Below are 19,576 nucleotides of genomic sequence, written 5' to 3' on the forward strand. Positions count from 1 at the left end.
CGCAAGTTTATAAAATCCTCTGAGAAAATGTTGGACTTAGAAGAAATATTAGCGACTACCTGCTCAATTGGTTGGGGTGCAGCAGATCTCCTGCGTTCTTACTGCAAGACTGGTAGTAACCAAAATTTAAATGTACATTACAAATATAATGAACCCGTAACGGCTGCTGATTTGGCTGTTAATCACTATATTCTAAAAAGATTACAAGCTGAATTGAATAACCTAAATTTTGGTTATATAAGCGAAGAAACTTATAAGAGAGGAAATAGAGAAAAACTCACTTCTGAATTCGTATGGATTATTGACCCTATAGATGGAACAAGGGATTTTATTAAGAAAACAGGAGAATATGCTATCCAGATAGCTCTGGTAAGAAAAAAACGCCCTATACTAGCAGTTGTAGTTATTCCAGAATTACAGAAGCTCTATTATGCTGTTAAAGGAAATGGGACTTTTGTTAAAACTCCTGATGGCAAATCTCAACCTATCAAAGTATCAACACGAAAAAGCCTAGAAGAAGTGACTTTGGTTTTTAGTCGCTCCCATCGCAATCCAAAACTAGAATATTTGCTGCAAAATTTACCATGTAAAAATCATAAATCTCTAGGTAGTGTAGGTTTTAAAGTGGCAACAATTGTAGAACAGGGAGCAGATATTTATATTTCTCCATGTGGTAAATCTGCTCCTAAAGATTGGGATATGGCCGCTCCAGAATTAATTTTGACAGAAGCTGGTGGCAAATTTACCCATTTTTCTGGGGATGAATTTCAATACAATACTGGGTATATTGATCAGTGGGGTGGTTTATTAGCTAGTAATGGGCAATTACACGAATTACTATCTCGAAAAGTAGAAGCTATATTAGAAACGTATCAAGATTTGGAATAGTGTTAGATGATATATGCTTGCAAGCATAGCTAAGAAAAACTCAAAATCAAAGTGTATTACTATTATTCCTTTAAATCATTTCTTGCCCTAATCCATATTGTCAACTAAACCGCTAAGATTTCTATAAAAAGACCCTTGAAATTTGCTATATCAATGTGGCAAGTATATCTCCGCTTTTTACTAGAAAATTTAAGTTTTTCTAGATGTTACAAGTTGTTAACTATAACCTAGATCAGTTAAAACTCCTAAAAGCCCCTATTAGCATATAAATTTTTAAACAAAATTTGTATTAGATATATAGACTATATAATTTTTATCTGAATTGATCTTAAACTTGATTTGCTTTAAATTTATAAACCATTCCTAATCTCATTTTAAACCCGATACCCTAATTATTTAGGAAATAAAACATCCATTCTGCTATCATCTATACCATTTACATTAAGAATTAAATAAGGCTTTGAGTCTACCATCCTAACTTTTAATGCTAATTTTAGCAATTAAAAAAATCATAAAAGGGAAACTGTATCAATTTAATCGATAGATGGAGAATAGGGGATTTGAACCCCTCACCTCTGCGGTGCGATCGCAGCACTCTACCAAATGAGCTAATTCCCCAGGGTATAAACTCCAATATGATTTTAACATCGTCTCGAAGTTACTTACAGGAATAATTTCTAAAAAAATTCTTGTATACGCTCCCACTCTAAGTCAGTAAAATAATCAACTGTCCAGTTTGCCTGTCTTTGTAACATATGAAAAGGGTAAGTATTTGCAATTCCAACTACTTGCATTCCCACCCTTCTTGCAGCTCTTATACCCTGAGGAGTATTTTCTATGGCAAGACATTCCTTTGGTTGTAAATTTATTTGGGGATATCTTTGATTTAGCCTCTGAACTACCAATTTGTACCCATCTGTTTCTGGCTTAATGCTGGTAGTATCTTCGCTAGATATCATGACTGAAAAGAATTGTTTCAACTGACTACGTTCGAGTACAAATTCTATTTCTTTTCTGGTTGCATCACTAACTATCCCTAGACACACATTGCTATTGTAAATTTGAAATATAAAATCATTTAAGCCCCGATACAAGGGCAGTCCATCTAACTTTTCCAGTTCTAAAATGTAATTTTGGGCTTTTTTGAGTAATATTTTAGTTAAAGTATCTTCGTTAATAACACGTCCATGATTACTTAACAAGTCATATAAACAAGTGCGACTGCTACGTCCTATACATACTTTCTGATATTCTCCCTTCTTAATAAAAAGATTTTCTGACAGCAAAATCTCTTCTATAAGTCTTTGATGAATAGCCTCATCATTAATAATTACCCCATTAAAATCAAATACAACTGCCTTTAAAGTCATTTTCATTAAGCTGGCGATGGAAATCCCTGTAAAGTATCATTTGTTGTTGAATCTGTATAAGTGGAAATATAATGATGCTTATATGTTAACAGTTTGTCATCTTTTGCAATCATTGGTTTTATGCCACTTGTTAACTGGTATACCCACCATATACTATGAGTTTTTACCTTTGCAAATCCAGTTGTACCCATCCATGTCTCCATACATCCGGAGCCATATTGTTTTATATAGGGTTCTTCAAACATATCAGTCAGCCATTCTAATTGGTGAAGATTTCTCTGATTTCCATCTAATATTACAATCTCTCCCCCATTAACTAATAGTCTGAAAGTTTCATTTATAATTGCCTGGGACGTTAATAATGGGATCTCATGAAATAAGAAGGAAATTGTAATTAAATCAAAGTAACTATCAGTAAAAATTGTATTTTCGGCATTCCCATATTGCCAATTTATATCTAAACCAGAACTATTTGATTTATGGGAGGCCCTTACTAACATGTATGGTGAGAGGTCCAAGCCGATTACTTCTGCATTCGGGAAAGTTTGTTTAAGCATCAAAGTATTAGAACCAGTACCACATCCTAAATCTAAAATTCTTCTAGGTTTTCTTATCCTGACAGTATCAATTAAGGCTTGTCTTATCAAGGTTTCATTCGGTAGTAATATATATTGTGCAATTGTGTCATAGCTAATAGCAGAACTGTAATGAAGATGTTCTTGATTGATACCATAAAGGTTCTGACTGCTGTAGTATTCCGGAATGATTACATCATTCCGGTGAAAGCAATAACTTTCCTGTTCCCAATCTACACTTTTTGCATAATTTTCTAATGCTTCCTGATCTATAAATAAACTCATTACTTGCGATAGTAATGTCTGCCAAATAGTATTTTGTTGTAAGAGCATAGAATTTCTCCCAGTAATATTTTCCTTCAGGATTTTAAGTTATTTAATAAAAGTTTGCTGTTGCAATTAAAATTATCGATCTTGAATCAAATGCATCCTAATCTATTGTCAGCACAGCATACTCCTTGCAAATTTTCAGATTCATACCTTATACTTATTTCTAGATGTAACTCTAATAATAGTTTTAAACTTGTTACTATGAGGTGCACCTTTTTCTAAGATTTGTTAGATCGTAATAGAGAGTAATTAAACAAGAACAATTCTAGATATCATCTAGTAATTGAATTAGGAATAAATAAAACGTATATATTTGGATTTAAAATTAACCTAATTTAAGTTATATTAATAAAGGTTTCCAAATGGATAAATAGGTAATAATTTATTCTGCAAATGTAATGTCTATTATAACAGGGATATATTGAGAGCAGAAATCAATTAAATAGTATTGAACTATATACTATTTTTGATATTTTATGAAGGAATTGTAATCAATTTAAATAAGAGTCAAACTATTAATTAGTGACCTATAAATAGTAGCATGCAAAATATAAGAATATTTTGGTATAAGTTAAAGTTCAAATCATACACAGTTATGGAGATGCAGATAGAGTAAGTATAAATAATTAAATCCTTAATGAAATATATTGTAAATTGTTTTGAATCCCAAAAATAGAGGAGATAATACTTACATTTCTAACAATAAGTCTACAACTAAGAGTCATAAAGCAGTATGCTACCTTCAATAATAATTACCTGGAAAAATAGGAATCGAGGAATTTAAATAATGTTTTTTCAGGTTCATTCAAAATCATATTAACAAATAAATAAATGGAGTAAATACTAATATGTAATGATACTGATACCAAGTCAAAAATCAAAAATTCTCTTATTTACTTCTGGGAATGCTAGCTTTGAGTTTTGGATAGGCAATTCTTTTATGATGGAATTGCTGCCAAACTTTTACAAAAATATTGGCAATTTCCGCAATTTCTTCTCTGGTTAGTCCGGAATCTACCAATTGTTTATCTTTCCATCTAGCAAGAAGAATGTTATTTACCATCACCAAAGCTTTCTCTGGTGTTGCATCCTTGAGTGATCGCAAGGCTGCTTCACATGAATCTGCTAGCATTACGATACCCGTTTCCCTAGATTGTGGTATGGGTCCATCATAACGGAAGTCATTTTCATGTACTGTGCGCTTTGAATCCCCCTTGGTAATTTCTTGAGCTTGATAGTAAAAGTAAGCAATTTGCATTGTTCCTTGATGTTCGGGAATAAACGATTGAATTGCCGTGGGTAAACTATGTTTACGGGCCATTGCTAAACCCTTATTTACATGTTGTTTAATAATTTCCGCACTTTTCCAAGGATCTTTTATTTGCGTATCATGTTTATTTGGTCTTCCTATCTGATTTTCAATAAAGGCTTCTGGATCATGCATTTTTCCAACATCATGATATAAGGTACCAGCTCTAACCAACTCCACATTACACTTCAATTTTTTTGCGGCTGCCTCGGCTAGGGTTGCTACAAATAGAGTGTGTTGAAATGTCCCGGGGGTTTTTGTTGCTAATTGCTGTAATAAGGAGCGGTTGGGGTTGGCTAACTCTGCCAACCGAATGGGTGTAACTAAGTCGAAGATTTTTTCCAAATAAGGGCTTAAACCTAAAGCCACAACACTCCAGACTAAACCAGATAGACCAAATAACAATGCCTCACGTAATATCATATAGAAATTTGGACTTAAAATCATACTTCCGGTCAGCAGCTGAATAATTAAATAAACTCCACCTTGGGTAATAGCAATCGCAATTCCTAATAGTGCTAGTTCCTCACGCGAGTGCAATCGCTTTGATACTAGACTACCCAAGGTACCCCCTGCTGTGCCAGAAATCAAAGCAATCCAACTTACTTCTGAACCAATAGGTAATATTAGTAAGAGTAGTCCCATAACTGTAATTCCTAAGGTTGATCCATAAAAACTACCTAGTAATAAACCCACACCACTCCAACTAGCATGTGTAATATCAAATGTTAGTGCTAAAGGGATACTAAGGGTGAGAAGCAAAAATAGTAGGCAATCTCTTTGTCTTAACTTCCGCTTGACTTGTCGTTGTACAAGGATAAATATACAAACACCGACTATAACAGTACATGTTAAGTACCCTAAACCTTGCCAATGAATTTCTCTACGGCTGAGACGATAATGTTCTAGAACTGTGAATTGCCATTGGGTAATAGTTTGTCCCTTATAAACAATCACATCCCCTTTTTTGACAGTTATAATAACAGGCTCAACTTCCGCAGCAGCCTGTTGGGCTTGTATTTTGGTTTTAATTTCATCCTTACAAAGATTTGGTTGTAGTATTTCTTGTAAGATAATTACGGCTATTTTTTGCCCTTCTTTGGGTACAGAAGCCTGGACATTTAGTCTTATTACGTCTAGTAACATTTTTTCTGGTAATCCTGGAGGAATACCCTGAGCTAATATACGTTCTTTAATTTGCCTAATTGCTACTTGTGTTTTTTTCCAATCATCACTAGCTATTTCTAAAAAGTTCTTTTCATAAAAGATGGGTTGTTGTTTTTTTATGGCAATTTTGGAAATCTGGGCCTGAGCCAGAGCATAACGTTGACGAGCAGTAGAGATTTCTGATAGTAGTAATGATAAGTTTCTGGCAGATTTATTCAGGCTATATGATTTTATTTCTGCAAAGGCTTGATTGAATTTCTGAGAATTATTAGTAGTATTATTTTTTAGTTTGGCCGGTAATTCACGAAGATATGAGTGTTTCCCTACAATTTTTCCTGGTTTCTGTTTTAGTACTATTCGTAGTATTTCCCAATTTTCCTCATCACATGAACGTAAGTAGGCTTGAGAAGCAGAAGAAAGAATAGAAATATTAACGAAGGGGAGAGGACTAGCTAAACTATAAAAATCATTGAGCTGACTTAAAAGTTTTTGTAAGTGTTGACTGATCTTTTTATTTGCAGAGACATCAACCATCAATGCAGGAAGAAAATTCTGACTTGCAGCCAGTCTTTTTTCATTAGTCTGCTCTTCATCTTCTATCAAACCTGTTCTGGGTATAGTAATAGTCTGTGGCGCAATAGTTCCAACTTTTAACTTGGGCTGATTGTAGAACTTATGACCCATTGCCCCTGTAAGACAAACTACAGACATTACAGAAATTACATGATAGTGCAACCTGATTGAGTCCAAATTCAAATTAATAATGGGAATCTTAGTTTTCACTGATGTTACTGTGCAACCAGATACAGATTGGTGTAGCTTGCTAGCCTAATCATGACTAATTTTCCTCCATAAGTCCTGTAAACATTGACATATGTCATTTCAAGTTGCCATTTTGCATTGACAGATTATAACCAGGGGCTAATAAACTAGTAGTACAATTAAATATTAATATCTATTTTGAATTACATTTGCATATTCGTTTATTCAATAGTTCAATCATAATATGATCTTCAAATTCTGCGGTTGCAACACAGAAAAATCGAAATAATACAAGTGTTTCTTATTATCATAAGATGCATTAATTCAATTCCATATTAATTATTAATATAGGATTCAACGGATAATATTAGGATCTGCAACAACCTGGGAGCTAAATGCATTTTCATTTAATAATATAAATCCGTCTGAGATTAGTTCGGTTTGATATGAGTTTAATTTATATAACCCTGACCATTGTTCTAGTAATCCATCTGCTAATGTTAGCATTTGCAAGTATTGACTATGTTGTAGCCGTGAAAAAGTAGAGGATAGTAAAGAAGCACGCCAAGTTGTAGGTATACCTAACACGCCATTTGCAGTTCCAGATAATGCACTAACAAGGGTAACTATGAGGGGTGAATTTCCTGTTTGTAGGGAGTGTAAAACTGCTAATCTAAAGTCTTCTGGGGCAACCAAGCAACTATAAAACACCATTACTATCATGGCATCTGATTGTTCCAATTTATCCAGCTCTATTTTTATTCTGTTTAATCCTGCCCCTTGCTTTAAAAGAAAATCAAGTTTTAATAATTGTTGCGATAGATTATTAGAGATGTCATCAATGAAATATATAGTTTCTCTTATAACAGTTTCAGGGCAAATATTTTCTCTGACAGCTTGAGCAACTATGTAGGAAAATGCCAAGGTCACATCGCGCCAAAATATCTTTACCCTTAATACTTCTAGCAGACCTAGCACATTACGGCGTAATTTGATGAAATTATCATGGAAAGTTAAAGCTATTGGCAAAGTGCCTAGGATAACTTGATATAAGCTAGTCAAACTATTATCCAAACAGAGATACTCTTCCTGAAGCGATTCCTGCCAAAGTTTTAAGTCGAATTGATCTTGCCCTATGAGTAATTGAGTTACTTTAAGTAATAATTGGTAATGGGGAAATTTCCTATTTGAGGAACACCCATATCCATTGGCAAGCAAATCCCCTAGGTATACACCCGCAAAAGTACCTCGAAAATGACTAACTAAGGCATGGCGCATAGTATAAATTCATTATTACTTCTCTACAATTACAAATACAAGCAGACACTTTACTTATGAGCATTTGTGTACACCCTGAAAGTCTGTAAAATATCAAACGTTTATACTTCTGTAGGGGATAGTTTAACACTTATCATACACTCTAGACCTTACTAAACCTCTATTTTTATTTACTAGGTTCTTGTAAATAATGTACTAATGCCTGCAACCCCAGTAAATAACTTTGCTTCCCAAAACCACTAATTTGACCAATTACAACTGGGGCTAAGTACGAAAAGCTACGGAAATCATCTCGACTGTAGATATTGCTCAAATGCACTTCCACAGCCGGCAAGTTTACCCCTACAATTGCATCTCTTAGGGCTATGCTAGTGTGGGTGTAGGCTCCAGCATTAATCAAGATACCCTGATGTAGGCCTAGAGCATTTTGAATAGCATCTACTAATAAGCCCTCATGATTTGATTGAATAGGGACAATTTTAACACCCATTCTAGCAGCACTTTTATTTAATGAATCATTAATACTATCTAAGGTTTCAAAGCCATACACCCCTGTTTCCCTGAGACCCAACAGGTTCAAGTTAGGTCCATGTACCACCAAAACACTGGAGATGCAAGGTTGTGAATTAAACACTTTAATTGCTTAACACCTAAATATTCTACTATCAACGGGAATCGGAATTAACTCCGGCTCCGGCTCAGTTGCTGGTCCTAAAAGGGACTCAATTAGCTTTCCAGCTAATTCTCTTAATTTTTCTAGTACCTTTTCAATATAGTCCATTAAACTGAACGCTCCTAAGAGACTACCTCAATTCATAGTTTTCACACATTTTAGAGAAAGTAGCACGTTAACTTAATTTTTGCATCATTGTTAATTATGACTGAAGGTCAATCATAACTTAAATACAGAAGATGATATGGTGCATACGTACTAACTTTTGTATTGTTTTCTCCCTCACCCTATTACAATATCACATCCGTCATACATTAAGATACTAATGACCTTATCGCAGTTGCATCTTGTATCATTATCGTAGTAAATAAATTATTAATTATCCTTAATGAAGGTAATTGGGAATCCAGCAACTATCAATGTTCTCCAGCAACCAACGAGCTATGCTTGGGTAGAACAGGCAATCACCAATTTAGATACTATTTTGCTCGATCATGCCCATTGCGAGCTTAAGGCTGCAAGTTCAGCTATTCACTTGATGTTTCGTTATCCTTCCAAGACTAAAATGGTTCAGGAATTAACAAAAATTGCCAAAGAAGAATTGGAGCATTTCGACCAAGTCAATAATTGGTTGGAGAAACGGAACATACCAATGGCCCCATTAAACGCCCCCCCCTATGGTGCAGCTTTAAAAGCCCAAATTCGACATCAGGAACCACTAAGATTTCTGGATTCTTTGTTGGTCAGTGGGTTAATTGAGGCTCGAAGTCATGAACGGTTGGGTTTGTTATCAACTTATTGTCTGGAAGTAGATTTAGCAGCCTTTTATAGTAGTTTGATGTCTTCCGAAGCTAGGCATTATGGGGTTTACTGGAGATTGGCTGATACATATTTCGCGCGAGATATATTTATGTCACGGTTGCAAGAATTAGCATTACTGGAAAGTGAGTTATTAACTAATTTATATCCTCAACCAAGAGTACATAGTTAGATGAAAGGATAAGATAGATAAAAGAATATATTATGAATTTACTAGGGAATAATTCAGATGTATAAATTAAATTACTCCCTAGACTCAAATGTGTATAAGGCTTATTTTAAAACGAAATCAAAAAGAAATTTTCATAAAAATGATAGTCAAACAAAATCCTTACTCTAAACATAGAAATTTTACAAGAAAATTTTCACAAATTGCATAAACTTGAGGATTTTATAATTAAGCTTTTCATTCTCCTAAGACACGATTATATAAATAATAATACACTTAGTTTTTTATTCATAAGCCCTATTAGGGTTGGTGTATAGAATATCAAGGGTTTTAATCTTGGATTAGATTATACCCAATATTACTTACTCTTAACTTTAGTGTATTCTTAGCATTTATTATTGTTACAGTCATGGTAATAAACTGATTATGCTTTATTTCCCAGTAAGTTTAAGATTGAAAATATTCTATATTCAATCTTAAATTAAATATACCCATACCAATTTATTATCGAATTCATTATCAAAGTTTTTTTATTTTTAACGAGCAAAAGAATAATTATAATTCTCTTACTGAAACTCTTAGCTTTGTTTTAGGTAAGTATAGCCCAGTTTAGAAACCTGAATATTAGGAAAATATTTGTTACAGTATTTGAAGGTTTTAATTGCAAATTGTGGGTTTGAGCAAATCTAGGTTGAGACTGCTTTTTACTAGCTGGAATTATTAGAATACATTCAAACAATAGTTTTCAGGCAGAGGCTAGGGCCTTAACACATCTTGTGATTAGGCTATACACTTCCACATATAATTATTAGCAGCAAGTTTAAGGCATTATGGAGGATGGAAACTGATTTGTTGGTGATTCAACTTCAATAATTAAAAAATTATACTGTTTAATAAACTAGCTTATACGGCTCGACAACTTTGTTGGTTTAAATTTAACTCTTACTAGTACTTAATATGGGGTGGCCATAATAATTATTTCATAGAAAATGTTAACACTCTGGGGACAGTAATAACTGCACACATTCTCCACAAAGTAATCAGTTTGCAGTTAAAACCTAAGGATATAGTGCCAATTAAGCAAATAATATTCAGAATCTGCTCATATAAAAACTATATTGAGCATTACTTTTTCTACTATTTATTCCAATTACAAGTGCTGTTTTTCTATACCAAGGGTTTAATTATGAGAACTTTCTTCACTATGTTTTAATTAAAATAAGTGTATCAACCACAGCGGTCGTTGAAAGGCTTGTATCAGTGTAGGTAAAAATAAATGCTTACAGCTAATATTATCCATTAAACAATACCACCATTAATAATGGTAGTAGGGGGACAAGTAAATCCAAGTCTCTGAAACTTGAGATTATACTTTAGGTATTAAGCTAGATGTAAACTCTGAAGAATTTCCTCATCTATAGAGAAATCAATATCAGCCTTGTCTCTGCCAAAAGCGAGATAATCATTCTCAAAGGAATCTTCAAGTCCAGTAATCAAATCATACAAAGGTTTCCATTTTAAGTCCTTCATGGCTTTGTTTACTCCGGCAAAAAAGTGTTGTACACGCAGGGGAAATGCTTTTCCCTTTATGGAATTAAATTGTTTTGGGTCATAGTGAATAATCCTAATACTGTCAGGAGATTTACCCGCGGCTACAGCACAAGAACGTGCTAAACCATCAAAAGTGATAAAGCGATCACCTGAAACATTATAAATTTGGCCCACAGCTTGTGGATTGTCTAAAACTTGACACATGGCACCAGCCAAATCTTTAACATGAACTAGTTGGGTAAATTGTAGTCCATCACCAGGTATTAGAATAGGTCTATCACGGATAATACGATCAAAAAACCAAGCCTCTAAATCATTATAGTTTCCAGGACCATAGATATAAGTGGGACGGATAGATGTATAAGGAAATTTCTTATCCATCAGGTAAATTTCCGTTTCATACTTGCCAAAATGACGACTTTTGGGATCAATAGCATCTCCTTCCATATAGGGCATTTGGTCTGAATTTAGGTACACTCCTGCTGAACTCATATAAATAAATTGCCGTAAGCGATTTTTAAAAATCATTGTTAATGGTTTGGTATCAGTAAGTTTACGACCACTGTTGTCGAAAATAACATCAAAATTCTCCGTAGATAATTTTTCCCTTAGTTGAGCTATATTAGTACGATCACCTATGATAGTTTTTACATGTTTCAATGGAGCAGATCGATTGCCCCGGTTAAACAGCACTACATTATGTCCTTTTTCTAGCAACATTTGTGTTAAGTGTACGCCTATAAAACGATTACCACCCATAATTAGAATCTGCATAAATCTCCCACTTTTTTACTTATGACTACAATTCTGTTCAAAAATAGAAATTAAAAATGCACTTAAATAAATAATGCTAATAAATCCATGGATAAGAATTGGGTTAAATTATCATATTATCATTTACTACTTTTGTTGATAATTTAATTACAACAGTCAATTTTCGAGTTTATCATTTAGGGAATACAAATAGAATCTGTTTTCTAAATATATAGTCTTCAAAACATGAAAAGTCATATTACAGGAAATTTATAATCAGCGGTATTATTTATTATTTAAAGAGGTCAATAATTTATCGCAGTTAATACTTAAGACTTTGGTTAAGCTTATATATTTAGTTAAGGAATTGTCACCATATTAAAATTTTTTAATATAAATTATGTAAAAAGAGTATATCCCAAATAATGATTTAAGCTTTTCTAATCGATTTACTTATTTCTTCTATATGTACACTGCCAATTCAGAAAGCTGACATTTGGTTGGGAGGGTTCATTGTTATCTTGTTGGGAAGTACCCAGATTGAGCACATTTTAGAATGTATTATTAGGGATTATGAGAGATTTTGCGTATGAATCAACAAAAGTAATAAGCGAAGGTAGTTTGGTTATCTACAGTGAAGTTTTATGAGAGTAAGGTTATAAGGCTCATAGGTTTATTTCTTCACATTATCTTGTGACATTGTTATACCTAAATATAGACTAGATTCGATCATCTAATTATGAAATTACCCATGAGAAGGGATAAAATAACCCTGCATTCTATCTTAATAAGAAGTTCAAACAACCAAAATTTCTAATACTTTTGCTTAATCTGATGTTCTCATGTATAGTTTTTACTTGATGTACCAGAATATAGGAAAGTATCAATTTATGGCTTGATTAATTTAACTTTGCGAATAAATTTTGGAAAATTAGGGGTAAAGTTCTTAAGAAACGAACAAACCAAATAAAAAAGTACCTTGGAGGATTTACCAATATAATTGCTAAGTATTTATTATTAACACTTTGTTTAATACTTTATTTAATTTAAAAGGTGGGATTTTACCATTAGTTATTGAATATAAGCATATAATTGCACCATCCTAGAATTTATGAATATACTTTTTTTGCTCTTGTGGACAAGTACAAACTACGTCGAAAATTAATAATGCACCGTGAATCAATGTTATTTTCACAGTGGCAACAAAATAATAATTGTATTATTAAACATATACAGTCTTTATCACTATTTATACATGCAAGAACTGTATTAGCTTATTTTAGCTTTCGCCAAGAACCAGACTTAAGTCCTCTATTTACTGATAATAGTTACATTTGGGGTTTCCCTCGTTGTGTTGGGAGATCTCTCTATTGGCATAAAGTTATATCACTAGACCCTGTAAAAGTTGGTATGTATGGAATTCTAGAACCCAATGAAAATAGCCCTCGGATTAATTTAGAAGAAGTTGATTTAATACTTGTTCCTTCAGTTGCATGTGACCATCAAGGTTATAGACTAGGTTATGGTGGTGGATATTACGATTACTTTTTAAGTTCTCCTCTGGTGCGAAATACACCTACAATTGGGATTATATTCGAGTTTGCCTATATAGAGAAATTACCTATTCAACCTTGGGATATTAAATTAAGTGGTATTTGTACAGAGATCGGTATACAGATGATTTGAAGGCTAGTTATTCACAGTTATTTATTTTCAGTTACAATGAGACACTATTATATTCCATATAAACAATGGTCAGAATAATACCAACAACTATTATATCAAAATTTGAAGTTCTGGCACAGAGAGTTTTTACAATGAGTTGTCCTAATAGTTGGTAAATAATTAATTAAATTAATATTATAATGAGTAAATATCCGACTAGAATGCAAATAAGTATAACCTCCATAGTTTTAAATGCAAAGATATGTTTAACTTAATTACTAAATCAATTATGTTACTCTAACCAAAATACTAACTGAAAATCATTTTTATATTAGGTCTAACCAATAATAATCATGATTTATTAGATAATAAGAAAAAATAGAAAAGGGTAAACTGATAAGAATAATAACAAACATATTTTAAACAGTGGGGAATAGTAAAAACAATGAACTTATCGAGTATAAAAGCTTTTTATACTAAGTTATACGAGTCATCATTAATTGTATTTTCTGGTAAAAATTGTAGTAATTCTATTACAAGCCAAAATTTATATAGTAATGATTTTAGTTAGTGTAGACGAAGCTTAAAGCTATTACTAAATGTATGGATTATAAGTGAATTTATAAATTGCACTTGGATAGAAAAAATTATTAAGCATTATTGCAGTATTTAGTTAATTATGACTAATAAAGTTGAATTTATATTCATCCTTATTTTACTTAACAAAGCATAAAGTCGAATTCTCCCAGTAAAAAGCAAATACATAACTGCAATAACTTTAAATAATTAGACTAAGTTAATTATATTTAAGCCTTAAATAAGATAAGTGAACATAAAGGTAATAATCATTATTACAGATATGAAAATATCATGCCAAATATATTTGGTGATATTCTAATTGGGATCGTTTTTTTTGTTTCTTGAATTCCAAAAAACAGCACAGCAACTTTCCCATATTCAATAAAAGATGAAATTTAAGGAATTTTTCTAAAGGCAGAATAATAAAAAGCTAGGGTCTATTAAACAGACCCTAGCTTTCATAATGGTGTAATAAGTCAGTTTATCTCTATAGAACTAAGGATTTTGATGAGTGACCAATAATTCATGATACTGAATTATTAAATTATGAGAATTTTATATAATGGTTTTACAAAATAAGTACTATAAACACATGATTATAGGGTATTAACTTGAATACTGATTCGTTTTTCAAGAGTAACAGCATAGATTGAGCTTTACAGAAAAAGTCTTAATAGTGAGATGTAGAAAGTGGGGAATCTTCTATGTAAGAAGATTGGTATCACTATTCCAATTAATTTCTCTAGTGAGAGTACGTTACTTTTTTATTGACATCTCAAACTATAAAAATGTTTATACTAAAATATTTAATATTAAGAATAACTGCTGTAATACTACAAACAAACTATATACTTTCTGTTTGATGTTAGTATAGTTGATACTGACATTGCTTAAAGTCTTTTCATATTATATGGGATAATCACTTAGGTTATACTTGTATTTGATTGGTACCAGTTTATTTATATAGGTTTTTTATATTACAAATTTATCCAGGTTTTCTTTGCGCCATTTTGCATCGACTTGACGGTTTGTCTGTATTTCTAAGACCCTGACTCCTTCTGCAGGTAAAAATTTTAGTTCGTCTTTCAGTTGTTTCCAAGAAGTAATTAATTGGTATCCAACCCCATAAGCATCACATAAACTCTTAAAATTCACATTTTGAGGTGCAGCAAAAAACTCTTCAAAGGGTGGATTAAATTCAGCAATGGGTAACATTTCGAAAATGCCACCACCATTATTATTAATTAAAATTATTGTTAAATGGCCAACAAATTTATTTTTGAGTAAAAAGCCGTTGTTGTCATGAAGTAAAGCTAAATCTCCCGTTAGCATAACGCTGCCTTGTTGCTGATGTGCTATTCCCAAAGCAGTGGATAATGTACCATCAATCCCATTAGCACCTCGATTAAAGTAGGGGATAATATGAGAATTATTGGGTCTCCAAAAAAATTCTACATCTCTCACTGGCATGCTATTAGAAATGAAAACCGGCGTTGCAGAAGGTAAACTGTGGGATAGGAGCCAAGCTAATTTAGCTTCACATATATCTTCCATCTGCATAAAACATTTATCTACCGATTGCCTTGTCTTGATTTCTGCTGACAGCCACATTTTGATAAAAGAGTCCTCTTTATTTCCTTTTACCTTTAACTTATCTTGGGAATACTTGTAAGGTCTATCAACTCTTCTACTTTCCCATTCCCGTAGGTGAATAGTCTTGCTATGGGTAGGATCTAGATTTTGGTATGTGGGGTCTATTACCCACACTTTGGCTGATATGCTACTTAACCACTGGCGTAATTGCTTACTGGTAGGCATATCCCCAACTAGAATAACTATCTGTGGGGTTAATCGTTCTGCCAATTTAGAGTTACGGAGAATTAAGTCATAGGTAGAAATAATGTTAGGGTTTTTTTCAGCATAATTACGAACAGGGGATAATCCTTCTGCCAGTACTGGATATTGTAAACTTTCAGATAATTGAGCGATTGCAAGACAATATTTTTGAGTTTTAAGTGGTTGAGATACTCCGGCGATAATTATACCACGATCATATTCTTGCCATTCAGGTAATATTGGTAGCTTGTTATCAATATCTGCTAATGGTGTATTAATCCTCACCCCATCTAGAAATTCCTCTAGTTTTAGTTGGGATTTCAATAGTTCTAGGAGTCGGACCTGTAAGTTACTTTCATGGGGAATAGGTAAGAGAGGGTCTCTCAAAGGAACATTTATATGAACCACACCAGGAATAGGACTTATAGATCGTTCCCAGGCGTAGATTAACATTTGGCGCATATATTTTAAGACTTCTATATCTGCAATAGGTACTGCTAACTCTATTTGCCAGTTAACATAGTTACCATACAATTTCACTTGATCTATTGTTTGCCCAGAATGACAATCTCGCAATTCTGGAGGTCGATCAGCAGTCAAAATCAGCAATGGTATACGACTTTCTTTTGCCTCAATAACTGCTGGATAAAAGTTAGCTCCTGCAGTACCAGAAGTACATACTAGTACTGTAGGTAAACCTGTTGCCTTTGCTCTTCCCAAGGCAAAAAAAGCAGCAGAACGCTCATCTAAAATAGAAATTACCTCAATATCTAGTAATGATTGAACAAAGGCCATTACCATAGGAGTAGAACGTGAACCAGGACAAATGATGGCTGTTTTTAATCCAAGGCGCTTCAAAGTTTCTACTGCAATCACAGACCAAATTTGATTTATATTTTTATAATCAGTTGACATGAAATAATTATAGTTAGCTAGTCAAAGTAATTTTTATCTATCCACCTATTTATTGGTCAAGTAATAAAGAAAACTCATCCAGTTTCATTTTAGATTATATTATGTACATTATTAATTTTTTCCTCGTCTTCCTCTCCCATTAAAAGTATTTTTTGTTGTCTACTCCTAGGCCTAAAATTATATGATAAAGTTACTTTTCAAAATCAATATTAAGTATATATTATGATGGACTGCATTCACGTCTCTGGAATTCGTGCTTATGGTTACACTGGTTATTTACCAGAGGAGCAGGCATTAGGACAATGGTTCGAAGTAAATGCTAAACTTTGGCTAGACATTTCTACAGCTGCAAAAACAGAAGACATAAAAAAAACAGTAGATTATCGTAGTACTATTGATATAGTTAAAAATTTAATACAAGACTCTAAATTTATTTTGATAGAAAGATTAGTAGAAGCTATTGCTAATTCTATTCTCCAACAAAGTGAGCATATTTCACAAGTACAAGTAATTTTGAGTAAAATAAATGCACCAATTCCTGATTTTGGTGGCACAGTTAGTATTGATGTGACTAGAAGTAGATCATTATATGCCGTTAATCAGTAGTAATAACTAAATTTGTTTTTAGTGAGCAACTTTTTTAATAGGATGATAAATATAATTTTGAATTGTAGATTAAATATCTTTTATACAGAAAATATTTTTGTATATGAAATCATATCAATCTATGATTCAAAATCATTACTCGTTAGAGGCAATATTTCTATCTATTATTAATTTGCCAGTATTTTTACTTTTTTAATCCATGTCTTTTTGTACTTTTAAAAAAAAAGTCTTTTGTGCTCTGATTTACCATTCACAATTAAAAAAAATATACAATTTATTTCAAAGATTATTTAGCACTATTTTTAAAAATGAGATATCAAAAAATACTGGATTTTAATAGTTTGTTTTATTTATAACATTACTTAAAATCGGGTTTATACGCAATCTAAATAAATACATAAAAGCAATGATATATTAACTAATTATCGAAAGATAGAGCATAGTCTTGATGAGTACAAACTTATTATTATAATTGGTAAGAATCAATAGCTATATTATTGAATATTAATTATAGTGTTATTAGCAGTACGATTTTTAATCATTAATAGTAACTAATATCTAAGCCTTAATTTATAGGTAAATTTCAAATGGATCTTTTCAGAATCATAGTTATTGAGGATAAAAATATAGCATATGTAGAGATTGAGCAAAAGTTGCAAAAAATAGGATATAGCATATCAGAAATAAATGGATTAGCCTCAGATATTATTAAAAGAATATCTGAGGCTAATCCAAATGTAGTTTTATTAGGTAGCTACTCTTCAGAGTGTAACAAGTACGTGGAAATTGCAGGTCTAATTCAGGAGAAACTTAATATACCAGTATTATATTTGGGTAAGGATTCTATAGAGCCAAGATTATGTAATCAAAATACATGTAATTGGTATTATGGAAATTGTATTTTAAAAAATATGATAAGAAAAAACTATATACCACAATTAAAGTAGCTCTTTACCAGCAACAAATTGAAATTAGGATTCAGCAAGAACATCATAAATGGTTAACTGCAATTAACAGTATGGGTAGCGCAGTTATCATTATAGATATTCATAGCAAAATTGAACTCATGAATCCTATGGCAGAAGCGCTAACTGGGTGGCATGAATCGGAAGCATTAGCAGTTAGCATAGAAAGGGTATTAGAAATTATAGATTCACATACAGGGAGAAAGATAGATTATTTATTTCAACAGGTAATAGTTACAGGTGAGGTTGTTACTTTGCCGGATACCTGTATATTAATTACAAAAAGTGGAAAACAGATACCTATAGGAGATAGTATTGCTCCCATTTGTGATGATCATGGAAATATTAATGGTGCCATAATAATTTTTCAAGATATTAGCGAACGTAAAAAAATAGAATCACAATTACTTCGCCACGCTTTTTATGATTCTCTAACTTCATTACCAAATAGAGTTCTATTTCAGGATGTTTTACAACAAGTTTTTGAGAGGAGTAAGCAACAAAAAGATTACCAATTTGCTGTTTTATTTATAGATTTGGATGGTTTTAAAGGAATTAATGATAAATTTGGGCATAGAATAGGAGATGAATTCTTAGCAGTTGCAGCTCAACGTTTAGAGTCATGTTTGCGTAATGAGGATACTATAGCCAGGCTTGGAGGAGATGAATTTGCTATCCTCCTAGAAGATATAATTAATATTACTTCTGCTACCCAAGTTGCTCAACGTATCCATAAAACTTTAGAGTCTCCCTTAAATATAAATGGGCATGAGATTTTTACCACAGCTAGCATCGGTATTAGTATAAGTAATCATGAATATGAAGAGGCTGGGCTACTTTTGCGAGATGCTGATATTGCTATGTATCATGCTAAGGATAAAGGTAAAGCAAATTACGTTATTTTTCATGAAAGACTAATTAGTTAAATAACTTGGAATTGTAGAGCACTCTGTATATAAATAGCTATATAACTAACCAATGGTTTACAAGTTTTTCCTGGTCATATTTTAGTGTAATTGCAATTAATTATATATTGATTATTAGTTAAGCTGTATTACTTATAATTATTTGCATTTTATTTCCTCAAAAATTATTACTACAATTCTGATTTTTAGGCTACATTTTTTTATTAATGATAATTTTATATTTTGATTAATAAGAACATATCAATTCTGTATACTATTATTGTGTATTGACTTAATAAACGCTTATATCATATTAGAATTTGGATTTAAATTTTAGTAATTATATAAAAATTTGTGCAATATATTGACTGTTTCTCCCATAGAACCTTCAATACATTGAAGGTTCTACTGAAATAATTAAGAGATTAGAATAATATCTGTCAGGCTAATATATAAAAAAA

General features: G+C 32.2%; 14 protein-coding genes and 1 tRNA gene. 6 read left to right on the forward strand and 9 right to left on the reverse strand.

What is annotated here, in order from left to right; genetic code table 11:
- Positions 1-27 precede the first annotated feature (27 nt).
- Complete coding sequence (locus RINTHH_RS03805; RefSeq protein ID WP_044304564.1) at positions 28-888, forward strand: 3'(2'),5'-bisphosphate nucleotidase CysQ family protein; 861 nt, start codon at positions 28-30, stop codon at positions 886-888.
- A gap of 545 nt (positions 889-1,433) precedes the next feature.
- On the opposite strand, the gene RINTHH_RS03810 is transcribed toward RINTHH_RS03805, so the two are convergent.
- The 7 genes from RINTHH_RS03810 to RINTHH_RS10975 all read right to left on the reverse strand — a co-directional run bounded on the left by RINTHH_RS03810 (position 1,434) and on the right by RINTHH_RS10975 (position 8,460).
- Positions 1,434-1,506: transfer RNA gene (locus RINTHH_RS03810), tRNA-Ala, on the reverse strand.
- Between the two features lie 59 nt (positions 1,507-1,565).
- Positions 1,566-2,258 (reverse strand): HAD family hydrolase, encoded by a 693-nt coding sequence (locus tag RINTHH_RS03815; RefSeq protein ID WP_008233117.1) that lies wholly within the window; start codon positions 2,256-2,258, stop codon positions 1,566-1,568.
- A 5-nt stretch (positions 2,259-2,263) separates the two neighbouring features.
- Positions 2,264-3,166: a class I SAM-dependent methyltransferase gene (locus RINTHH_RS03820; RefSeq protein ID WP_008233118.1), complete on the reverse strand. Its 903-nt coding sequence runs from the start codon at positions 3,164-3,166 to the stop codon at positions 2,264-2,266.
- Between the two features lie 886 nt (positions 3,167-4,052).
- On the reverse strand, positions 4,053-6,422 hold the full coding sequence (locus RINTHH_RS03825) for an HD family phosphohydrolase (RefSeq protein WP_008233119.1): 2,370 nt from the start codon (positions 6,420-6,422) through the stop codon (positions 4,053-4,055).
- 333 nt (positions 6,423-6,755) lie between these two features.
- On the reverse strand, positions 6,756-7,679 hold the full coding sequence (locus tag RINTHH_RS03830) for a hypothetical protein (protein WP_008233120.1): 924 nt from the start codon (positions 7,677-7,679) through the stop codon (positions 6,756-6,758).
- A 166-nt stretch (positions 7,680-7,845) separates the two neighbouring features.
- Positions 7,846-8,313, reverse strand: coding sequence for a type II 3-dehydroquinate dehydratase (gene aroQ, locus RINTHH_RS03835; RefSeq protein ID WP_044304565.1), 468 nt, complete (start codon positions 8,311-8,313; stop codon positions 7,846-7,848).
- Positions 8,314-8,322: 9 nt separating this feature from the next.
- Complete coding sequence (locus tag RINTHH_RS10975) at positions 8,323-8,460, reverse strand: hypothetical protein (RefSeq protein WP_008229410.1); 138 nt, start codon at positions 8,458-8,460, stop codon at positions 8,323-8,325.
- A 280-nt stretch (positions 8,461-8,740) separates the two neighbouring features.
- On the opposite strand from RINTHH_RS10975, the gene miaE reads away from it, so the two are divergent.
- Entirely contained in the window at positions 8,741-9,343 is a 603-nt protein-coding gene (gene miaE / locus RINTHH_RS03845) for a tRNA-(ms[2]io[6]A)-hydroxylase (protein ID WP_008233122.1), read from the forward strand.
- Positions 9,344-10,720: 1,377 nt separating this feature from the next.
- Here miaE and RINTHH_RS03850 read toward each other — a convergent pair.
- Positions 10,721-11,665: an NAD-dependent epimerase/dehydratase family protein gene (locus tag RINTHH_RS03850; RefSeq protein WP_044304567.1), complete on the reverse strand. Its 945-nt coding sequence runs from the start codon at positions 11,663-11,665 to the stop codon at positions 10,721-10,723.
- 1,113 nt (positions 11,666-12,778) lie between these two features.
- Between RINTHH_RS03850 and RINTHH_RS03855 the strand changes: the two genes are divergently transcribed.
- A complete protein-coding gene (locus RINTHH_RS03855; protein ID WP_044304571.1) occupies positions 12,779-13,330 on the forward strand; it encodes a 5-formyltetrahydrofolate cyclo-ligase in 552 nt (183 codons plus the stop codon).
- A 1,530-nt stretch (positions 13,331-14,860) separates the two neighbouring features.
- On the opposite strand, the gene menD is transcribed toward RINTHH_RS03855, so the two are convergent.
- Entirely contained in the window at positions 14,861-16,639 is a 1,779-nt protein-coding gene (gene menD / locus RINTHH_RS03860; protein WP_008233134.1) for a 2-succinyl-5-enolpyruvyl-6-hydroxy-3-cyclohexene-1-carboxylic-acid synthase, read from the reverse strand.
- A 225-nt stretch (positions 16,640-16,864) separates the two neighbouring features.
- On the opposite strand from menD, the gene folB reads away from it, so the two are divergent.
- The 3 genes from folB (at position 16,865) to RINTHH_RS03870 (ending at position 19,136) form a co-directional block, all read left to right on the forward strand.
- Positions 16,865-17,245, forward strand: coding sequence for a dihydroneopterin aldolase (gene folB / locus RINTHH_RS03865; RefSeq protein WP_044304573.1), 381 nt, complete (start codon positions 16,865-16,867; stop codon positions 17,243-17,245).
- Between the two features lie 587 nt (positions 17,246-17,832).
- A complete protein-coding gene (locus RINTHH_RS11180) occupies positions 17,833-18,192 on the forward strand; it encodes a response regulator (protein WP_052312027.1) in 360 nt (119 codons plus the stop codon).
- 71 nt (positions 18,193-18,263) lie between these two features.
- Positions 18,264-19,136: a GGDEF domain-containing protein gene (locus RINTHH_RS03870; RefSeq protein WP_081606224.1), complete on the forward strand. Its 873-nt coding sequence runs from the start codon at positions 18,264-18,266 to the stop codon at positions 19,134-19,136.
- The last annotated feature ends 440 nt before the right edge of the window (positions 19,137-19,576 follow it).

This window comes from Richelia intracellularis HH01 (assembly GCF_000350105.1).
In the GTDB taxonomy this organism is placed as follows: domain Bacteria; phylum Cyanobacteriota; class Cyanobacteriia; order Cyanobacteriales; family Nostocaceae; genus Richelia; species Richelia intracellularis.

Excerpts from the sequence above, each read along its gene's own strand:
- RINTHH_RS03805 (WP_044304564.1), top strand. The coding sequence starts at position 28 with ATGTTGGACTTAGAAGAAATATTAGCGACTACCTGCTCAATTGGTTGG.
- RINTHH_RS03815 (WP_008233117.1), bottom strand. The coding sequence starts at position 2,258 with ATGACTTTAAAGGCAGTTGTATTTGATTTTAATGGGGTAATTATTAAT.
- RINTHH_RS03820 (WP_008233118.1), bottom strand. The coding sequence starts at position 3,166 with ATGCTCTTACAACAAAATACTATTTGGCAGACATTACTATCGCAAGTA.
- RINTHH_RS03830 (WP_008233120.1), bottom strand. The coding sequence starts at position 7,679 with ATGCGCCATGCCTTAGTTAGTCATTTTCGAGGTACTTTTGCGGGTGTA.
- RINTHH_RS10975 (WP_008229410.1), bottom strand. The coding sequence starts at position 8,460 with ATGGACTATATTGAAAAGGTACTAGAAAAATTAAGAGAATTAGCTGGA.
- miaE (WP_008233122.1), top strand. The coding sequence starts at position 8,741 with ATGAAGGTAATTGGGAATCCAGCAACTATCAATGTTCTCCAGCAACCA.
- RINTHH_RS03850 (WP_044304567.1), bottom strand. The coding sequence starts at position 11,665 with ATGCAGATTCTAATTATGGGTGGTAATCGTTTTATAGGCGTACACTTA.
- menD (WP_008233134.1), bottom strand. The coding sequence starts at position 16,639 with ATGTCAACTGATTATAAAAATATAAATCAAATTTGGTCTGTGATTGCA.
- folB (WP_044304573.1), top strand. The coding sequence starts at position 16,865 with ATGGACTGCATTCACGTCTCTGGAATTCGTGCTTATGGTTACACTGGT.
- RINTHH_RS11180 (WP_052312027.1), top strand. The coding sequence starts at position 17,833 with ATGGATCTTTTCAGAATCATAGTTATTGAGGATAAAAATATAGCATAT.
- RINTHH_RS03870 (WP_081606224.1), top strand. The coding sequence starts at position 18,264 with ATGGGTAGCGCAGTTATCATTATAGATATTCATAGCAAAATTGAACTC.